Here is a 17,980-nt window from a genome sequence, read left to right on the forward strand (position 1 = left end):
CACAGTGTTCCCCGCGCCAGCGGGGATAAACCGCCAACATCACTGGAATACGTACCAACCAGACGGTGTTCCCCGCGCCAGCGGGGATAAACCGATTGAAAATGTTAAGTGGTTGTTTTTGATGGAGTGTTCCCCGCGCCAGCGGGGATAAACCGGTGTTCGCATACCGAAACAAACCTCGTATAAAGTGTTCCCCGCGCCAGCGGGGATAAACCGCGATCTCGCCCGCCGCAGTGCGGGCATGGTTGGTGTTCCCCGCGCCAGCGGGGATAAACCGCTGCCCTAATTCGTCCATAGTACCGGCAAAATGTGTTCCCCGCGCCAGCGGGGATAAACCGTTTGGCACCTGCAAAGATGATGAGATCCAGGTGTGTTCCCCGCGCCAGCGGGGATAAACCGGTTACTGGGAGTGAAGCAAGCCCATACCTCCTGTGTTCCCCGCGCCAGCGGGGATAAACCGGTAGCGCCATATTTGGATTGGGAGTTTTCAAAGTGTTCCCCGCGCCAGCGGGGATAAACCGGCATCTTTCGAGGTGCCTTCATGATAACCACTGTGTTCCCCGCGCCAGCGGGGATAAACCGTCTTCAGGCGGAAGATTACGCCATACGTGGGCGTGTTCCCCGCGCCAGCGGGGATAAACCGTTAGTTGGTGTGCTTCAGGAGCAATATGCTGAGTGTTCCCCGCGCCAGCGGGGATAAACCGCCGTTAACAATCTCAGGCTGGGAGCGGTTCATGTGTTCCCCGCGCCAGCGGGGATAAACCGGAAACGCTCAGATACACCGATACCACGGGAACGTGTTCCCCGCGCCAGCGGGGATAAACCGGGGTCGTGGAAAATGTACGCTGTTGAGTTGTCGTGTTCCCCGCGCCAGCGGGGATAAACCGAAAAACGCGCCCTGAAAGAAATTCGCGCGCAAGTGTTCCCCGCGCCAGCGGGGATAAACCGATAGCGGCACCTTAACCGGCTCAGCGGTTAATGTGTTCCCCGCGCCAGCGGGGATAAACCGGAACAACGGCCCCGCCTATCGCATAGCGCACCGTGTTCCCCGCGCCAGCGGGGATAAACCGCAGTAAGGCGACCGGCAAATTCAGCGGCGTATAGTGTTCCCCGCGCCAGCGGGGATAAACCTTGATGACAACGGTTTTTTGGTTGACCGTCCGAGTGTTCCCCGCGCCAGCGGGGATAAACCGTTGCCTAAGCGTATGCGCATAGAGGGCGGAGCGTGTTCCCCGCGCCAGCGGGGATAAACCGGGTGAGGGTGGCAAGGAAGAAAAAGAGTGCCCGTGTTCCCCGCGCCAGCGGGGATAAACCGCATGCGCTTACGGTTAACCCCACCAATGAGCGGTGTTCCCCGCGCCAGCGGGGATAAACCGGAACCGGCATGTAGTTCCCTGACCTGCTGCGAGTGTTCCCCGCGCCAGCGGGGATAAACCGGTGAAGTGGGAGCAGGTGAAGTCCATCCACTCGTGTTCCCCGCGCCAGCGGGGATAAACCGTTTATATCCTCGATGCGCTCCGCCAGGTCGATCGTGTTCCCCGCGCCAGCGGGGATAAACCGTTTGCAGCGCCAGAAATACGCCGTCGTCAGTCGTGTTCCCCGCGCCAGCGGGGATAAACCGGTTTTGCTTAATTTGCGCCCCGTATCCGGCACGTGTTCCCCGCGCCAGCGGGGATAAACCGCGAACATGGAAAATTCTAAAAAGCGGGACTGTGTGTTCCCCGCGCCAGCGGGGATAAACCGCCATTGGCGATTACACATTAGGTGCAACTGAAGTGTTCCCCGCGCCAGCGGGGATAAACCGATGGCCTTTGGCGAAATGATGGGGGAAACGAAGTGTTCCCCGCGCCAGCGGGGATAAACCGGGTTGCGGCTACAACGGCCCGCGCATGTTCGAGTGTTCCCCGCGCCAGCGGGGATAAACCGGCTAGGCGGCGGTCCCGGAGGCACCAGGCCCCGTGTTCCCCGCGCCAGCGGGGATAAACCGATAATAGGTTCCCGTATCTTTCTCCAGGCTACGTGTTCCCCGCGCCAGCGGGGATAAACCGGCTGCTGGCAAAACCCATTCAGAGGCGTCGCTGTGTTCCCCGCGCCAGCGGGGATAAACCGATCCTGGTGGACTTTATACGTGCGGTCAACCAGTGTTCCCCGCGCCAGCGGGGATAAACCGTCCGTTGCTGATTTCATCCCTGACGGGTACATGTGTTCCCCGCGCCAGCGGGGATAAACCGCACATCGTGGAGCGATAGCACGAATAGCTAAAGTGTTCCCCGCGCCAGCGGGGATAAACCGACGTACCAGAACCTGATCGGCATAGGGATTACGTGTTCCCCGCGCCAGCGGGGATAAACCGTTCGACAGTTGTTAGGCTTGTGGTCGGAAGCGGTGTTCCCCGCGCCAGCGGGGATAAACCGTCTTATTGCATAGTTACTTGGGGGATAGTGGCGTGTTCCCCGCGCCAGCGGGGATAAACCGCAGACGGGTTAAACCAGATCAGCCCGTTATCAGTGTTCCCCGCGCCAGCGGGGATAAACCGATCTGTAGTAATCTCTGTAGTAATCTCTGTAAGTGTTCCCCGCGCCAGCGGGGATAAACCGTACGCAGCATTATCTTCGCGTTTTTGCTCTCGGTGTTCCCCGCGCCAGCGGGGATAAACCGCCTTTCAGAAATTTCATGCAGACCTCACATCAGGTGTTCCCCGCGCCAGCGGGGATAAACCGCGATCATCAGTTAAGCCAGACTGGATAGCTAAGTGTTCCCCGCGCCAGCGGGGATAAACCGTTTGCTGTATTGCATGATTTTAGCCGCTAAAAGTGTTCCCCGCGCCAGCGGGGATAAACCGCGGCGATGCGCAAAAGCCATTATGTTAAATAGGGCTGTTTTTGCGTAAAAATCTATTCGCCTGATATTAGCCCTTTAGCTCATAGGCTAATGTTAGGTTCAGGGAGGGAAGCGAATTGTTTGAGGTCATTTATCATGACAAGGCTGAGTTAAAAAGCCTCCCGCTGGCCGTCCGCGTCAAGTTTGATAGGCTGGTCACAAAGCTGGAGGTCGACCCGCGATCGCTGCGTGAGCCGCACTTCAAGCCGATTGGTGACGGTCTTTACGAAGTACGAACCTTGGGCGGAGACATATCGCGGGGGCTGTAGGTTTATCAGTCCGGGCAGAAAATCTACATGCTGAGAATCTTTATCAAGAAATCACAGAAAACGCCGCCCGCTGAGATAGAAACAGCCTGGCGGAGACTGGAGGAAATGAAGAGTGAAATACAGAACGCACCGACAGATCCATGATGAAATGATGCAAGATGCGGAGTATCGCGCCGTATATGAAGCCGAAGAGCGTAAAGAGCGCTTACAGGGCTCTTGCTGGAGTGGCGGAAGCACGCCGGGCTTACCAGCGCACAGGTGGCCGATCGGATGGGCGTGAAGCCGCCTACAGTTTCCCGGATGGAGAAAAACATCACATCGGCAAGCGTCGACACAATCGCCCGCTACGCTAAAGCGTGCGGCATTGAATCTGCAACGCTTTATTTCTGATTCCAAAAGCCTGCGTAACTACGAGCTTTTTTCATGGCTCAAGCTGAAAATCATCGCCAAAAATATGGCTCTGACTTGCTATCTCATTCGCGAGCATTAGGTATTTTATTTCTTCGTAGAGTGAAGTTGGTTTTTCCAGCTCGATGATGAAAACACCGTCATATGTAAGCCTGGCCAATACCCGCCGCCGCTTTGCCGGCTTCGCTGAAAAAGCACCTGGCTGCCATTTATGAAACGCTCCAGAGACTCTCCTCTATAAAAAACCTGAAAAATTAAGCTCTCTGTCGCCCATTACTGCTCTCCGTAATAGTGTTTCCCGCGTCATTATCAGGGCAAGATTTCTTTATTCACCACTCCCCTGATAATGCCGTAGCCTTCATTTTGAGCGGATAAACATTGATTTTTCTGAATAAACTATGCTATTAGCAGGAACATCTTTATTTATAAATGCCATTGCGCCAATTGTTACATTATCACCGATAACAATATCACCAATAATGCAACTATGGGCTCCAATATCAACGTTTTTCCCAATAATTATTTTTCCAGATGTATCGACAGAATCCTTCCTCCCGATCGTCGTATTTTGGCGCAAATTAATATTCTTCCCGATGATGCTTTCAGCTCTAACGATAATGCCAACGTAATGATTAACTTTCATCCCCGGTCCGATAAAAGCCTCTAAGCTGATATCAGTGCCATATTTACGTAATAATTTATGATTTATCTTGCGCGCCCATTTCCTCAATCTTGGTGAAGGACAAGTATGCATATAGCTCGCAAGACGCCACCAAAAATAAAAATTTTCCTTATAACCAAAAAACACTCGGTGCAAAACCTTAAACCATGAAAATTTTTCTTTCCATCTCTGTTTAAGACTTCGATTCTCAGGCATTCTTTAAGATGCTCATAAGCATCCACATTTTCAATCTTTCCACTTAAAGGAGGAGTTGCTGTGTTACCTGTCATTTTATTTTGCGGGGAATTTTTCTTTCATTATAAACATAAAACAAAAAGGCAATCGAAAGAATAAGCGGCTTTTTAGGCGCTATTTTTAAATAACACCTCATTTAAAGGGGGGTGTTTGAGTTTGTTTTAATATGAAAACCGATTGCATCAAAGAAATAACTCACCTACAAGAATTTAGGTTTTTTATAGATTAAATATCATGATAATAGAGATTAAATACTGAAAAGTTCAAATAGGGGAGAGTGAAAAGGAATTAACGCAATATGTAAAGGCATTTAAAAATATAATTTTAAATTATTATTATATGTGTAATTTGTTTTCTTTGAGAGTTAGGGTCCGGTTCGTTGTTGAGTTGAACAATTGAATAACAATTATTAAGCGATGATTTTGATGCCAAAAGTAACCTCATAAGCCGTTATTTTTTCAATATAATAAAATCAAATTGTCATTATTTAGTAAACGGTGAAATTATATGATGGAACGATGGAAGATAAATTCGCGGAATGTATAAGTTTAGCTCATTTGAGCCAGTTTCAGGCTCCCGACATGAGATGTGGGAGGCTTTATTACGATCTTTGCATAAATTAATTTCACCCAGCGCAGGTTTGCTTACCGGATCACCGCAGTAGGTAACTCTGACCAGTTCGTTGTATATGCAGGCGAAAGTAACTGCCGGCACATAGCGAAGCCGGGGTTAATCCCTTCACCGGCGAAAAAAATATGACTCTTTCCTTCCCGGTTTATTCTGTCGATCGTCAACATCAGTGCATCGCTGTTCTGACGTATCGATCCAGGATCAAACAAATCAAGCTGAACCTCACGGCCATGCAAATCGGCAAGCATCACACCTGCCTTCACATAACGAATGCCATTGCGCCATATCCGCTTCAGAGCGCGCTGTGCCGCATCGACAATATCACGGGTATCCTGTGAAGGGATGGCAAGCAGTTCGGTTGACTGGTTGCTGTACTGCATGTCCTGAGTGGAATAAGGACTGGTACGGATAAAAACGCTCACGGCTCTGACAAATTGCTTTTCCTGACGAAGCTTTTCTGCAGCCCGGACAGCGTATCCGGTGACAGCTAACTGCATATCCTGGAGTTGGGTAATACACTCACTGAAGGAACGTGACACAACGATTTGCTGCTTAGGTGCTGCATGCTCTTCCAGCGCGAGGCATGGTTCGCCTCGCAGTTCCCGGATAGTACGCTCAAGCACAACTGAAAACTGCCGACGCGCCAGGCGTATATCCATGCGGCAGAGATCGAGCGCAGTCCTGATTCCTATAGCATTGAGCGCTTTTTCAGTGCGACGCCCAACGCCCCAAACCTCACTGACCGGCAGAAGGCTCATCAGCTTTTCCAGCCGGTGACGGTCACTTAGCGCCACTACGCCACCCGTAGCAGTCCAGGTCTTTGCCGCGTGATTGCATAGCTTTGCGAGTGTTTTCGTTGCAGCTATCCCAACTCCACAGGTCAGCGTCGTATGGCGCCATACTTCGTGCCGTAGCTGCCGCCCGAATGCATCAGGGCTCATGACATTTTCCATTCCCTTCAGATCACACCAGAGCTCATCAATACTGTAAATCTCCGTTCGTGGCGCCAGTGACTCTACGACCGTAGCAAAGCGTGCTGACATCGATGCATAAAGGGTATAGTTGCTTGAAAAAACAGCGACATTATGATGTTCCAGTAAAGGACGTACCTTAAAATAGGGCTCAGCCATTTTCAGGCCCAACGCTTTAGCCGCTCGGTTTCGGGCTACGATCGCGCCGTCGTTATTACTGAGAACTACTACAGGCCTGCCGATCAGAGAAGGGTTGAAGGCCTCTTCGCAGCTGCAGTACATCGAATTAACATCAATTAGCGCAAACATCTTGAATGCTTTTGCAAAGAATAGGTAACAACTCCCCACAACTGCAGACTATCTGGCTCGAAATATATCGGACTGTAGGAAGGATTAAGGGGCATGAGACAGGGGCGAGGTCTTAGTAACAGCTGTTTTACCGTAAATTCATTATCTATGCTGGCGATGACGATACTACCGTGACCAGGTTGCTCTGCGCGATCGACAATCAAGATATCCCCGTCATGGATCCTGCCGTCTTGCATTGAGTTACCCGATACCCGTAGAAAATAAGTGGCGCTTGGGTGTTTAACACATAAGTCGTGTAAATTTAATTCGTTAGCTTCATAACCGCTGGCCGGGCTGGGATGTCCTGCAGGGATAGTTTCTGCGAAAAAAGGAGCAACTGCTGTGCCTTCAGGCAAACAGGGGAATACTGGGGTCAGGATCATTGGGAACACCTTTATACTGTTTTTTTATCCAGTATATTCGAGTCTTCTGGAAATCAACAACATCTATAGCCGGTACTGGTCGATTAAAAGGGGGCGTTCAGGATTATATCTGATTCATGTAAGGCGTTTGGTGAGGGGCTTTTGATGCGCGTTAGCGCATGCCGAATAGTACGCGCAGGTAAAGGGCACCGGTAGCCCGGCGTAGCCGGTTCAGGTTTGATAGGTTATCCCTTGCCCCCCTGTTAAGCCAAACCCGCTAAAAGCGATTCTGACGCCTTGTGCGCTGTCGGAGTGGTTCCGACAAGGCTTTGCCGCTGTCAGTCGGGGCGTATCTCCGCGAGGCATAAGGTATTAGCACAAGAACTTGCGGCTCAGGAACTGGAAGAACTGCCGGACCGTCTTCGTGGTCAGATGTATCGGCTGATTGAACGCCTTGAGGCAGAAGGCCAGCTAAAGATGCCGCACAGTCGCGTAATTGGGAGTGGCCTGTTCAAACTGTGGGTAGGCGGGACAAACATAGCGAGAACGCTGTATTGCTACGCTCAAGAGAAGAATAATCTTGAGAAAAATCCGCTGGGGGCTGGCCTTAAAATGCTGGAGCGGTACGCAAAGTCGCATGGAAAAATCGGGTATTTTATTCTAATTAGATAAAATGCTCGCGTGAAATATGCGAGCTGAGTATTCTATGATTTAACGGTGTAAACTATTTGAAATATTTATTTATATAAATTAATGTCTCATCTTGTCTGTTTTTATTAAATGCCACATAAGGTTAAACTTTATTTTAAATGTATATCTCCAATTGTACTCCCTCTTCATTTATTCATAAAAATTTAATGGGAGTCGCCTGATTCCGCAATAAATATCAAGCATCCGTTTCTCTATTGTGTCCACTCATTAATCTTTTTGATATAAAACAAAATATATTTTATTTATCCGGGGAGAAGGGCTGAGGTGAGCTATAATTTACCTGTTAACCAAAAGGAGTAAAATATATGAGCTTTGATAAACATGATCTAAGTGGTTTTGTTGGCAAACATCTTGTTTACACCTATGACAACGGCTGGAATTATGAAATCTATATCAAAAACAATGAGACAATAGATTATCGTATTCACAGCGGCCTGGTGGGCAACCGCTGGGTTAAAGATCAGCACGTTTACCTGGCGCGTCTTGCCAGCGATGTTTACAAAATCTCCTGGACAGAGCCTACCGGCACTGATGTCAGCCTGAGCGTGAACCTCGCCGATAAGGTGTTTCATGGCACCATTTTCTTCCCTCGCTGGGTAATGAACAACCCGGAAAAAACCGTCTGTTTCCAGAACGAACATCTGGACGAAATGGCCAGCTATCGCGAGGCCGGCCCGGCTTATCCCACTGAAGTTATCGATGAGTTCGCCACGCTGACCCTTGTCCGTGACGTGGGTGAAAATGACGATACCGTCATTAACTGCCCGGCCAGCGAACTGCCCGCCAATTTTCCCGATAATCTACGCTAAGTACTGCTTTCGCTTTTTGCAGCACATCAAACAGGCCACACTCGTTACGGGTGTGGCCTGTTCCTTTGTGCCTCAACGTTATGTTCTCAACAACAATGCTGTTTATTCCCTTAACAAAACCGGCTCAGCCATAAATTATTTTTATCGTTAAAAAGATGAATAAAGCGCTACGACTGGCGCGCTGTCTGGAAAACAGCTTTGACAAAAGATGTTGCTTTTTTGTAAACGCATTAACAAGTGCAGCAAATCCTGCTATGCTGGCCGACGCGAAACCGGACACCTTACCCTACATAAGCATCCTACAGATCGCCGTGAAAAAAGGTGGCCGGAAAGCCATATACAATGAGAGCGAGGAGAACGTCGTGCTAGATGAATACCGTAAGCACGTTGCCGAGCGTGCTGCCCAGGGAATTGTTGCTAAACCTTTAGATGCATCCCAAATGGCCGCGCTGGTTGAACTGCTGAAGAACCCTCCTGCGGGTGAAGAAGAATTCCTGTCCGATCTGTTAATTAATCGCGTGCCGCCGGGTGTTGATGAAGCGGCCTATGTCAAAGCCGGTTTCCTGGCTGCTATCGCCAAAGGCGAAACGACTTCTCCTCTGGTAACACCTGAAAAAGCGATCGAACTGCTGGGTACCATGCAGGGCGGCTATAACATTCATCCGCTGATTGACGCGCTGGATAATGAGAAGCTGGCGCCCATCGCGGCAAAAGCGCTCGCCAATACGCTGCTGATGTTCGATAACTTCTACGATGTGGAAGAGAAAGCCAAAGCGGGTAATGCGCATGCTCAGCAGGTTATGCAGTCATGGGCAAACGCCGAGTGGTATCTGAACCGTCCGGCGCTGGCTGAAAAAATTACCGTCACCGTATTCAAAGTAACTGGCGAAACCAATACCGACGATCTCTCTCCGGCGCCGGATGCATGGTCACGTCCTGATATTCCGTTGCACGCGCTGGCAATGCTGAAAAACGCCCGCGAAGGCATCGAGCCGGACGAACCGGGCAACGTAGGTCCGATCAAGCAGATTGAAGCGCTGCAGGCGAAAGGCTTTCCGCTGGCCTATGTCGGTGATGTAGTCGGTACCGGTTCTTCCCGTAAATCCGCTACCAACTCGGTGCTGTGGTTTATGGGCGACGACATCCCTTACGTGCCGAACAAAAAAGGCGGCGGCGTTGTCCTGGGCGGTAAAATCGCACCGATTTTCTTTAACACCATGGAAGATGCCGGCGCGCTGCCGATCGAAGTGGACGTTAATAACCTGAATATGGGCGACGTGATCGACATTTACCCCTACAAGGGTGAAGTGCGTCACCACGAAACCAACGAGCTGCTGGCTGAGTTCGCGCTGAAAACCGACGTGCTGCTGGATGAAGTTCGCGCAGGTGGCCGTATTCCGCTGATCATCGGTCGCGGCCTGACCACCAAAGCGCGTGAGTCGCTTGGTCTGCCGCACAGCGATGTGTTCCGCCAGGCGAAAGATGTGGCGCAGAGCACGCGCGGCTTCTCACTGGCGCAGAAAATGGTGGGTCGCGCCTGTGGCGTGGACGGCATTCGTCCGGGTCAGTACTGCGAACCGAAGATGACCTCAGTGGGTTCTCAGGATACCACCGGGCCGATGACGCGTGATGAGCTGAAAGATCTCGCCTGCCTCGGCTTCTCCGCCGATCTGGTGATGCAATCTTTCTGTCATACCGCCGCCTATCCGAAGCCGGTTGACGTGCAGACACACCATACGCTGCCAGACTTTATTATGAACCGTGGCGGCGTGTCGCTGCGTCCGGGCGACGGCATTATCCACAGCTGGCTGAACCGTATGCTGCTGCCGGATACCGTGGGCACCGGCGGTGACTCGCATACCCGCTTCCCGATCGGCATCTCTTTCCCGGCGGGCTCCGGCCTGGTGGCCTTCGCTGCCGCAACCGGCGTTATGCCGCTGGATATGCCGGAATCGGTGCTGGTGCGCTTTAAAGGCAAAATGCAGCCGGGCATCACCCTGCGCGATCTGGTGCACGCGATCCCGCTGTACGCCATTAAGCAGGGTCTGCTGACCGTTGAGAAGAAAGGCAAGAAGAACATCTTCTCTGGCCGCATTCTGGAAATTGAAGGTCTGCCGGATCTGAAAGTAGAGCAGGCGTTTGAGTTGTCTGATGCGTCCGCTGAGCGTTCTGCTGCCGGTTGTACCATCAAGCTGGATAAAGAGCCGATCATTGAGTATCTGAACTCCAATATCGTTCTGCTGAAATGGATGATTGCGGAAGGCTACGGCGATCGTCGTACGCTGGAGCGTCGTATTCAGGGCATGGAGAAATGGCTGGCCGATCCGCAACTGATGGAAGCCGATGCTGATGCGGAGTACGCAGCGGTTATCGAAATCGATCTGGCGGAAATTCAGGAGCCGATTCTGTGTGCGCCGAACGATCCGGACGATGCGCGTTTGCTGTCTGAAGTGCAGAACGAGAAGATCGACGAGGTCTTTATCGGATCCTGTATGACCAACATCGGCCACTTCCGCGCGGCAGGTAAGCTGCTGGATAGCCATAAAGGCCAGTTGCCGACCCGCCTGTGGGTCGCACCGCCGACCAAAATGGATGCGGCGCAGCTAACCGAAGAGGGCTACTACAGCGTGTTCGGTAAGAGCGGCGCGCGTATTGAGATCCCGGGTTGCTCGCTCTGCATGGGTAACCAGGCGCGTGTAGCCGATGGCGCAACGGTGGTATCTACCTCAACGCGTAACTTCCCGAACCGTCTGGGTACCGGCGCGAACGTCTATCTGGCTTCTGCCGAGCTGGCTGCCGTTTCTTCGCTGCTGGGCCGTTTGCCAACGCCAGACGAGTATCAACAGTTTATGGCTCAGGTTGATAAAACTGCGGTGGATACCTATCGCTATCTGAACTTTGACCAGTTGAATCAGTACACGGACAAAGCGAAAGATGTGATTTTCCAGACGGCGGTCTGAGAGACATAACAGCATGACAAAAGGGCGGAATTTTCCGCCCTTTTTTACGCCTGTAAAAAGTTAGCGTCACTCTCCGGTATGTTATCCCTCTTTTACCGCTCGCTTTTCTCGCTAAAGCGCCGTGTCAGGCGCTGCTTTTCACACGTCAGGCTGCGATAATGCACGCAACCGAGTGAATTGAAGCGCAGCAGCATGCGCTAAGGGCAGCAAGATGGAATATGAATTTTTACGCGACGTCACCAATCAGGTCAAAGTGCGCATGAGCATGGGCCATGAGGCGGTCGGGCACTGGTTCAATGAAGAAGTAAAAGGCAATATGGCGCTGCTTGATGAAGTAGAAGCAGCGGCAGCGCAGGTCAAAGGCAGCGAAAGAGAGTGGTTGCATCAGGGTCATGAGTATCAGCTTTCGCTGAATGGCGAAGAGGTAATGATCCGCGCCAACCAGCTCGCCTTTGATACCGATGAGCTGGAAGAGGGCATGAGCTATTACGATGAGGAAAGTCTCTCGTTTTGCGGCATTGAAGATTTTTTGGCGGTGATTGCGGCCTATCGCGCCTTTATGCAGGGGCGTTGAGATGGCGGGGCAGCGGCGACTGCCCCGCTGATTAACTGAGCGATGCGCCGCCGCAGATCACCAGTTCCTGTCCGGTAATCGCCGCAGCGGCGGGAGAGAGCAAAAAGCTGACCAGCGCGGCAACCTCATCAGGTTGAATATAACGCCCGATCGGTGGCAGCTTTGGCGGCGAACTGGCGCGTCCGGGCTGACTCAGCATCGGCGTAGCCGTTGCGCCAGGCGCTACCACATTCGCGGTAATGCCGCGTGGGGCCAGCTCAGCCGCCCAGCTGCGCACCATCCCTGTCATCGCCGCTTTGGTGCTGACGTACTGACTGCGGCCCGCCGCGCCGCGTGAGGTACGGCTGCCGATCAGAATAATGCGTCCGTCAGCGGGCAAAATATCCACCAGCGCATTCGCTATGCTTTCTGCCACCAGCACATGCAAATACCACAGCCGCTGGCTGATCTCCTCGTTCAGCGCGCCCAGCTCTGCCGCCTGCATCATGCCAGCGGCGTGGATAAAGGCATCGACCGGCGGCAGTTCGCTCAACACGTTCGCCAGTGCCGTGCGATCGCACAGATCGACGGCGATCGAGCGAAGAGCCGGATGCTCACTGCCTTTTGCTGAACGGCTCAGCCCACTGACCTGCCAGCCCTCCTGCAGTAGCCGTTCAACAATAGCGCGCCCAATGCCAGAGCTGGCACCGGTTACCAACGCGTGACGGCTCATGGTTTTCCTCGCAGCAGTTCAGGAGAAACCTTGAATACCGCTTTGCGTACCCGCGCAGGTTTATCAACCGCGCACAGCGCCTGATGCGCTTCGCCAGGCGCAAAGATAGCGAAATCACCCGGCTGCAAATAAAGCTGCTGACGCAGCTGCGCATGTTTCACAATAAACAGATCGGGCTTACGCTCCTCTGCCACTATCTGGCGGGCGTCCGCCACGTCATAACGAATAATCTCTTCGCCTGCCAACAGGACCTGAATATCCAGCCATTGTCGGTGGTACTCGGTATGCCGCTGCCCGAGTGGGGCGGTTTCGCTGTCGCTGATAGTGCAAAACCAGCCAGCGCCCTCCGGCTGCCAGCGGCCGTCGGGCATCGCCTGCAGCGCCGTTAAAGCGCATTCCGGGCGCGCCAACAGCGCGTAAAGCGTGTCGGGCAGCGTCGCCAGCGGCAGCGCCTGCAAATTGCCTGCAATCATCCTTTCCTCCTTATCCCACAGCGGTTAACACGTGACCCAGCTTTCATCCACGCACACATATTTAATCGCCTGACGATGCCAGGTATAGGCAATATGCAGCAGGCCGTCCGGTCCCTGTTTAATGCTGGGGTAAGAAAGCTCCCGGTTCAGCTTCTGTTGCGAATTATTGGTCATGCAGTAGCCGTCGCCTTCCTCCAGATTACGCTGCCACGGCCAGCTTCTGCCGCCGTCTTTGGAGATCGCCAGCGTCATCGGCGCACGCGGCGCGCCCCAGAATGCGCTACGGCCTGCAGGCATTATGGGCTGGGCGGCAATATCGTCTTCATCATCTTCAATCTCATCATAAAGTGAGGCGCGCCGCTCGCTGGCGCCTGCGGCGCTCATCTTGTTAAACACCAGCGCTAAATCGCCGTTTGCCAGCGTTGTCACCTGAATAGAGGAATTATTATTAGGCAATTCCGTTGGCTGCGGCGCACTCCAGCTTTGGCCACCGTCGTAAGAGCGACTCTGCCAGATAAAATCCGCCCAGCGGCTGCGGAAGAGCGCCAGCAGCGAACCATCCTTCAGCAGTGTGATATTCATATGCACGCAGCCGGTACTGTCAGGCACCGGCACATCCTGCCAGCTCTGGCCGTTATCGCGTGAGATTTTCACCGCGCTGATATCGTTGTTGCCCACCCATTTTTCACCCGGCTCGGTCTGACAGTAGAACACCGGCAGCAGCCAGTCGCCGTTAGGCATCACGACCATTGGCTGGCGTATAAAGGTGCCAGGCTTATCCAGCAAGGTGTTAATCTCGCCCCAGCTATTGCCCATATCGTGTGACTGGCGATAACGCACTATCGCCGTATCCTGATTACCCGACTTCTGCGCGGTCCACAGCAGCCACAGCACCTTATCCGGGGCCAGAAACAGCACCGGGTTTTGCTCCGAGCGGTTGGTGTCTTCCGAGAGCCGCTGCGGCGTCGACCATTGACGGCTGCCGTGATTCAGTCGCGAGCAGTAAATGGAAATATCAGCGATGCCTTCCTGCGTTCCGCCAAACCAGACGCAAAGCAGATCGCCATTCGGCAGCGGCAGTAAATTGGCTGCATGGTTTTGTGGACAGGGCGACGGCAACATTGCCGTCATACGCCCCGGATCGCCGTCCACGATTTCGGTTATGCTTTTTGTCGGCAGGTTAAGGGTTGCTTGCGTCATTTCAGGCTCCACTCTTTTGCATATTGGTTTTAGTTACCGGACGTTTTTGCGGGATCAGATGATCCAGCACCATAATCACCGCCGGGGTAATCAGGGCGATATACATGTTGTTGATGCCGAACGGATCGCCCAGCAGATACCAGACGGAAGTCATTACGCAGGCGCCGATCAGCCCGGCATTCGCGCCGCGCGTGCTTTTAAAGAAGGGCAGGTAGAAGGCCATCATTGCCACAACCGAGATCGACAGGCGAATGGCGCGGGTAAAGAACGAGAGCTTAAGCACCTCCGGCACGAACAGCACAAATATCAGCGGCAGAAAGCCAATCGCCAGTGACAGCCAGCGCGTCATTTTAAACTCGCGCTCCGGCGTAGGATTGCGCATCGGCACATAGAAGTCTTTGACAATCAGCGAGGCGATAGCCAGCGCTACAGTGCTGACGCTAACGAAAATCGAGGCAACCAGTGATGTTGTTACCAGGCCAGCCAGCCAGGGATTCATATCCTGTAAAAACACGGGCAGGGCGTACAGGCTGTTGATGTTGGGATGCAGAAATTTCGCTGCGACGCCGATAATCGCAATGGCGATAGCAATCGGCAGGCAGAACAGGAGCGCAATCCAGGTTGCGCGCTTAGCCGAGGCGGCATCTTTGGTGGAAGAGATCGCCTGGATAACAAACTGAGTGCAGAAAATAGAGCCAATCGTGCCGATCAACCAGGCCACAATCGTACTGGCACCGATGTGGCCATCCCAGGTCCAGTAAAAGTCCGGCATTTGCTGCACCATTGGCGTAATACCGCCGCTCATATGCAGCGCTACGCCCAGAATTACCAAAATGCCAAAATACTTTATGCCGCTGTGCAGCAATGTAACCCAGGCCATGCCTTTCATTCCGCCAAAGGCGAAATAGAAGGTGCTGACAATGGCGGTAATAAAGGCGGCTATCGGCAGGTTAACTTTGAGTACGGTTGAAATAGCCGCTGCGCCGCTGACGTAGTTACCCACATTCACCAGTAGCAGGGCATAAATCATAATGATGGAGATGATATTTTTCGTGGAGGTGCCGTACTTTTCCGCGATCGCGCCGGAAATGGTAATTTTGCCGGTGTTATAGATCCGTTTTACCAGCAGCAGACCGAACAGCGGAAAACCTATCGCCGCGCCAATGACCGACCATGACGCGGCGAAGCCGTTTTCAAAGGCAGCCTGTGCGGTGCCAATAGTGGACTTCGCGCCAATGTATTCCGACATCAGCATGACGCCAACGATAAATGCCGGCATCGCGCGCGATCCTTCCATAAAGTCCCCGCTGCTTTTACTCCGCAGCCGCCAGGTCATCCAGGTTGTAAATAAAATATACGCGACCACGATCCCGATAATGATCAGCGTATCCATAGCGGTAAATTCTTTCATTATGGCCTCTCTCAGACGTAATGAGCCCCGGGACCGGGTAGTCCCTTTTTTCACGTAATCATGTGGATAGGTTGTTTTAGTTATTGCAGGTATTGATTCACGATCTGACGAATCTGCTGTTCTTCTGCCACGCTGAACTGCACGGCATAGCGACTTTCACCGACGTCATGGCCCATAAGCGCCAGCGCTTTTTTCACTGCAGCGGGTGAAAAGGCAACGTTGTATAAATCGGTGCGCAGGCCGGTAACGTTTTCCTGCGCCCGTTGTGACGCGGCGAGATCGCCTGCCTGAAAAGTGCGCCAGATGGCGTTGATTTCCCGCGGCGCAACATTGGCGAGGCCGGAGATACAGGCGGTGCAACCTTCAACAAAGCCACGATGGATCAGCGAATCGGGGCCGTTCAGGACGGAAAAATTTTCCTGCCCCTGTGCTGTCTCAAGGAAACCTTTCAGGCTCTCATAACTGCCAGCGCTGTCTTTAATGCCGATAATATTGGGATGCGCGGCCAGAATGCGCACCGTTTCCGGCAGCAGCGTATTGCCGGTGCGCGCCGGAATGTTGTACAAAAACAGCGGCGCTTCCAGCGCGTCTGCTACCGTACGGTAGTGCCAGATCAGCTCCTGCTGTTTGAGTGGTACAAACCAGGGCGTAATGACCGACACGGCGTCAACGCCAAGCTGCGCCACCTGTTTCCCCAGGCGAATCGTTTCCCGTGTGGAGATCTCCCCGATATGTGCCACAACCGGCGCCCGACCAGCTGTCTCATCAACGCAGGTTTCGATAACCGCCAGCTTTTCCTGTTCATTCAGTACAAAAAATTCGCCGTTGGTGCCGCCACAAAAGATGCCGTTGCCTGCCTGCAACTGACGTTGCACCTGCTCACGCTGTGCCGCTGGTTTAAACGCACCTTCGGCATCAAAGGTGGTTACAATCGCAGTCAGCACGCCTTCAATTTTCTGTTTCATTGTTACCTCGTTATTCAGGCTGATTGGGCCGGGAACAGCGTCAGATAGATATTTCGCACCATACTGGCGCTGACCGGCGTGGGCACATTTTTAATCAAACGCTGCACGTCCAGCGCCGACTCCACCAGCTGTGGCAGCTGGTCGGCATTGATTCCCAGTTCATCAAGGCTGGCGGGAAGCTTCAGACGGCGCACCAGCGCGGCAAAATAGTCCACCAGCGCATGGGATTTTTCTTCATCGTTCAGGGAGCGATCGGCGTTGGGCAACAGGTCATACGCCTGAGCAAATTTAGTCACCGCCGCCGGACGGACAGCGCGCATACAGGGTGCAAGCAGAATGGCGTTAGCAACGCCGTGCGGCAGGTGATATTTACCGCCCAGGGGATAGGAAAGCGCGTGAACCAGATGGGTGCCGGCATGAGCGATAGCCGCGCCGCCGTAATAAGAGGCCCATAGCATATCCAGACGCGCCTGCAGGTTGTGCGGTTCGGCCACGCTGGTTTCCAGGCTGGCAAACAGTTTCTTCAGGCCAATCAGCGCATAGTTATCGCTAACTGGATTGGCGACGGTGGCAGTAAAGCATTCGATCAGGTGGCAAAGCGCATCGATACCGGTAGAAGAGGCGATATGCGGCGGCATGCTGGTGGTCAGTTCCGGTGCCAGCGCCACATAATCAGGCAGCATCACCGGCGAAATAATGCCGACCTTGGTCTCCTGTTCCGGGATTGCCAGAATTGCATTAGGCGTCGCTTCCGAGCCGGTTCCGGCCGTGGTTGGGATTAACAGAGAAGGCAGGCGTGCCGTGGGTTTCTCACCCGCCAGCAGCTGATCAAGCGTAGGCGCGCCCGACAAGCACAGAACCGATAACAGCTTAGCGACATCCAGCACGCTGCCACCACCAATGCCAATTACCGTCTCAACTTTACAACCTTCCAGGCTTTTCAGCTGTGCTGCAACGTCATGCTGGCTGGGTTCTGGCGGTACACTATCCAGAATAGTCAGCGATTCTGCCTGATAACGCAGCTTTTCAATCATCGCGGCAACGGCTGGAATGGCGATGATATTTTTATCAGTGACCAGCAGCAGGCTGCGTCGGATTTCTGGCAGATAGCTGATGTCATTTAGCGCCTGAAAGCCACTGATAAGGGTGCTATTGATGTTCATAAGGTCTGCCTTTTCTCCCCATAAAGCTGAACGATGATTTAGTTTGTTCAAAAACGATTGTTGTCGGTCAATTTTATAGGGGAAATCGCATGTGATTAATTTGAGATTGCTCACATTTAATCAATCATGATTGAATATAATCATTAACAGGTTGGGTAGTTTCTTTTGTAAGCGGCGTACAACGCTTAAACAGGACGGGGAGCGAAGCGTGATGCAGC

General features: G+C 52.9%; 13 protein-coding genes, 2 pseudogenes and 1 CRISPR repeat array (1 of these 16 cut by a window edge). Of the genes and pseudogenes, 6 read left to right on the forward strand and 9 right to left on the reverse strand.

The genetic code is table 11. The features are described 5' to 3' along the window. Positions 1 to 2,842: direct repeats of the CRISPR family, unit length 29 nt; unit sequence GTGTTCCCCGCGCCAGCGGGGATAAACCG (it extends 57 nt beyond the left edge of the window). A gap of 115 nt (positions 2,843 to 2,957) precedes the next feature. Both ACQE3Y_RS16455 and ACQE3Y_RS16460 read left to right on the forward strand, forming a co-directional pair. Next, positions 2,958 to 3,293 (forward strand): annotated as a pseudogene (locus tag ACQE3Y_RS16455) (type II toxin-antitoxin system RelE/ParE family toxin). Positions 3,294 to 3,300: 7 nt separating this feature from the next. After that, a pseudogene (locus ACQE3Y_RS16460) lies at positions 3,301 to 3,539 on the forward strand (helix-turn-helix domain-containing protein). 376 nt (positions 3,540 to 3,915) lie between these two features. Here ACQE3Y_RS16460 and ACQE3Y_RS16465 read toward each other — a convergent pair. From ACQE3Y_RS16465 to umuD, 3 genes are all read right to left on the reverse strand, one after another. Beyond that, entirely contained in the window at positions 3,916 to 4,434 is a 519-nt protein-coding gene (locus tag ACQE3Y_RS16465) for a serine acetyltransferase (RefSeq protein WP_426982100.1), read from the reverse strand. Between the two features lie 683 nt (positions 4,435 to 5,117). Beyond that, a complete protein-coding gene (gene umuC / locus ACQE3Y_RS16470) occupies positions 5,118 to 6,383 on the reverse strand; it encodes a translesion error-prone DNA polymerase V subunit UmuC (protein ID WP_426982101.1) in 1,266 nt (421 codons plus the stop codon). Beyond that, the gene (gene umuD / locus ACQE3Y_RS16475) at positions 6,371 to 6,805 is read right to left on the reverse strand and encodes a translesion error-prone DNA polymerase V autoproteolytic subunit (protein WP_426974491.1); all 435 of its coding nucleotides are present in this window, start codon (positions 6,803 to 6,805) and stop codon (positions 6,371 to 6,373) included. Before umuD ends, umuC begins: the two co-directional genes overlap by 13 nt. Positions 6,806 to 7,135: 330 nt before the next feature. On the opposite strand from umuD, the gene ACQE3Y_RS16480 reads away from it, so the two are divergent. From ACQE3Y_RS16480 to yacL, 4 genes are all read left to right on the forward strand, one after another. After that, the gene (locus ACQE3Y_RS16480; protein ID WP_426982133.1) at positions 7,136 to 7,456 is read left to right on the forward strand and encodes a type II toxin-antitoxin system RelE/ParE family toxin; all 321 of its coding nucleotides are present in this window, start codon (positions 7,136 to 7,138) and stop codon (positions 7,454 to 7,456) included. Positions 7,457 to 7,800: 344 nt separating this feature from the next. Beyond that, positions 7,801 to 8,304, forward strand: a complete 504-nt coding sequence (locus ACQE3Y_RS16485) for a phenolic acid decarboxylase (protein WP_426974492.1) — start codon at positions 7,801 to 7,803, stop codon at positions 8,302 to 8,304. 362 nt (positions 8,305 to 8,666) lie between these two features. Next, on the forward strand, positions 8,667 to 11,264 hold the full coding sequence (gene acnB / locus ACQE3Y_RS16490; protein WP_426982102.1) for a bifunctional aconitate hydratase 2/2-methylisocitrate dehydratase: 2,598 nt from the start codon (positions 8,667 to 8,669) through the stop codon (positions 11,262 to 11,264). Between the two features lie 211 nt (positions 11,265 to 11,475). Then, the gene (yacL, locus tag ACQE3Y_RS16495; RefSeq protein ID WP_250651849.1) at positions 11,476 to 11,838 is read left to right on the forward strand and encodes a protein YacL; all 363 of its coding nucleotides are present in this window, start codon (positions 11,476 to 11,478) and stop codon (positions 11,836 to 11,838) included. Between the two features lie 31 nt (positions 11,839 to 11,869). Here yacL and ACQE3Y_RS16500 read toward each other — a convergent pair whose 3' ends face one another. From ACQE3Y_RS16500 to ACQE3Y_RS16525, 6 genes are all read right to left on the reverse strand, one after another. Further along, on the reverse strand, positions 11,870 to 12,550 hold the full coding sequence (locus ACQE3Y_RS16500; protein ID WP_426974494.1) for an SDR family NAD(P)-dependent oxidoreductase: 681 nt from the start codon (positions 12,548 to 12,550) through the stop codon (positions 11,870 to 11,872). Then, positions 12,547 to 13,023, reverse strand: coding sequence for a YhcH/YjgK/YiaL family protein (locus ACQE3Y_RS16505; protein WP_426982103.1), 477 nt, complete (start codon positions 13,021 to 13,023; stop codon positions 12,547 to 12,549). The genes ACQE3Y_RS16500 and ACQE3Y_RS16505 overlap by 4 nt, the downstream gene beginning before the upstream one ends. Positions 13,024 to 13,047: 24 nt before the next feature. Continuing rightward, positions 13,048 to 14,154 carry a sialidase family protein gene (locus ACQE3Y_RS16510; protein WP_426982134.1) on the reverse strand — a complete coding sequence of 369 codons (1,107 nt, stop codon included), beginning with the start codon at positions 14,152 to 14,154 and terminating at the stop codon, positions 13,048 to 13,050. Positions 14,155 to 14,224: 70 nt separating this feature from the next. Beyond that, positions 14,225 to 15,634 carry a sodium:solute symporter family protein gene (locus ACQE3Y_RS16515; RefSeq protein ID WP_426982104.1) on the reverse strand — a complete coding sequence of 470 codons (1,410 nt, stop codon included), beginning with the start codon at positions 15,632 to 15,634 and terminating at the stop codon, positions 14,225 to 14,227. 80 nt (positions 15,635 to 15,714) lie between these two features. Beyond that, complete coding sequence (locus ACQE3Y_RS16520; RefSeq protein WP_426982105.1) at positions 15,715 to 16,599, reverse strand: dihydrodipicolinate synthase family protein; 885 nt, start codon at positions 16,597 to 16,599, stop codon at positions 15,715 to 15,717. Between the two features lie 14 nt (positions 16,600 to 16,613). Further along, positions 16,614 to 17,762: an iron-containing alcohol dehydrogenase gene (locus ACQE3Y_RS16525; protein WP_426974498.1), complete on the reverse strand. Its 1,149-nt coding sequence runs from the start codon at positions 17,760 to 17,762 to the stop codon at positions 16,614 to 16,616. Positions 17,763 to 17,980 lie beyond the last annotated feature (218 nt).

This window comes from Pantoea sp. FN0305, from assembly GCF_050113845.1.
GTDB lineage: Bacteria > Pseudomonadota > Gammaproteobacteria > Enterobacterales > Enterobacteriaceae > Mixta > Mixta alhagi.

Bases quoted from the DNA above. Each gene is read 5' to 3' on its own strand.
- ACQE3Y_RS16465 (WP_426982100.1), bottom strand. From the start codon at position 4,434: ATGCCTGAGAATCGAAGTCTTAAACAGAGATGGAAAGAAAAATTTTCA.
- umuC (WP_426982101.1), bottom strand. From the start codon at position 6,383: ATGTTTGCGCTAATTGATGTTAATTCGATGTACTGCAGCTGCGAAGAG.
- umuD (WP_426974491.1), bottom strand. From the start codon at position 6,805: ATGATCCTGACCCCAGTATTCCCCTGTTTGCCTGAAGGCACAGCAGTT.
- ACQE3Y_RS16485 (WP_426974492.1), top strand. From the start codon at position 7,801: ATGAGCTTTGATAAACATGATCTAAGTGGTTTTGTTGGCAAACATCTT.
- yacL (WP_250651849.1), top strand. From the start codon at position 11,476: ATGGAATATGAATTTTTACGCGACGTCACCAATCAGGTCAAAGTGCGC.
- ACQE3Y_RS16500 (WP_426974494.1), bottom strand. From the start codon at position 12,550: ATGAGCCGTCACGCGTTGGTAACCGGTGCCAGCTCTGGCATTGGGCGC.
- ACQE3Y_RS16505 (WP_426982103.1), bottom strand. From the start codon at position 13,023: ATGATTGCAGGCAATTTGCAGGCGCTGCCGCTGGCGACGCTGCCCGAC.
- ACQE3Y_RS16510 (WP_426982134.1), bottom strand. From the start codon at position 14,154: ATGACGGCAATGTTGCCGTCGCCCTGTCCACAAAACCATGCAGCCAAT.
- ACQE3Y_RS16515 (WP_426982104.1), bottom strand. From the start codon at position 15,634: ATGAAAGAATTTACCGCTATGGATACGCTGATCATTATCGGGATCGTG.
- ACQE3Y_RS16520 (WP_426982105.1), bottom strand. From the start codon at position 16,599: ATGAAACAGAAAATTGAAGGCGTGCTGACTGCGATTGTAACCACCTTT.
- ACQE3Y_RS16525 (WP_426974498.1), bottom strand. From the start codon at position 17,762: ATGAACATCAATAGCACCCTTATCAGTGGCTTTCAGGCGCTAAATGAC.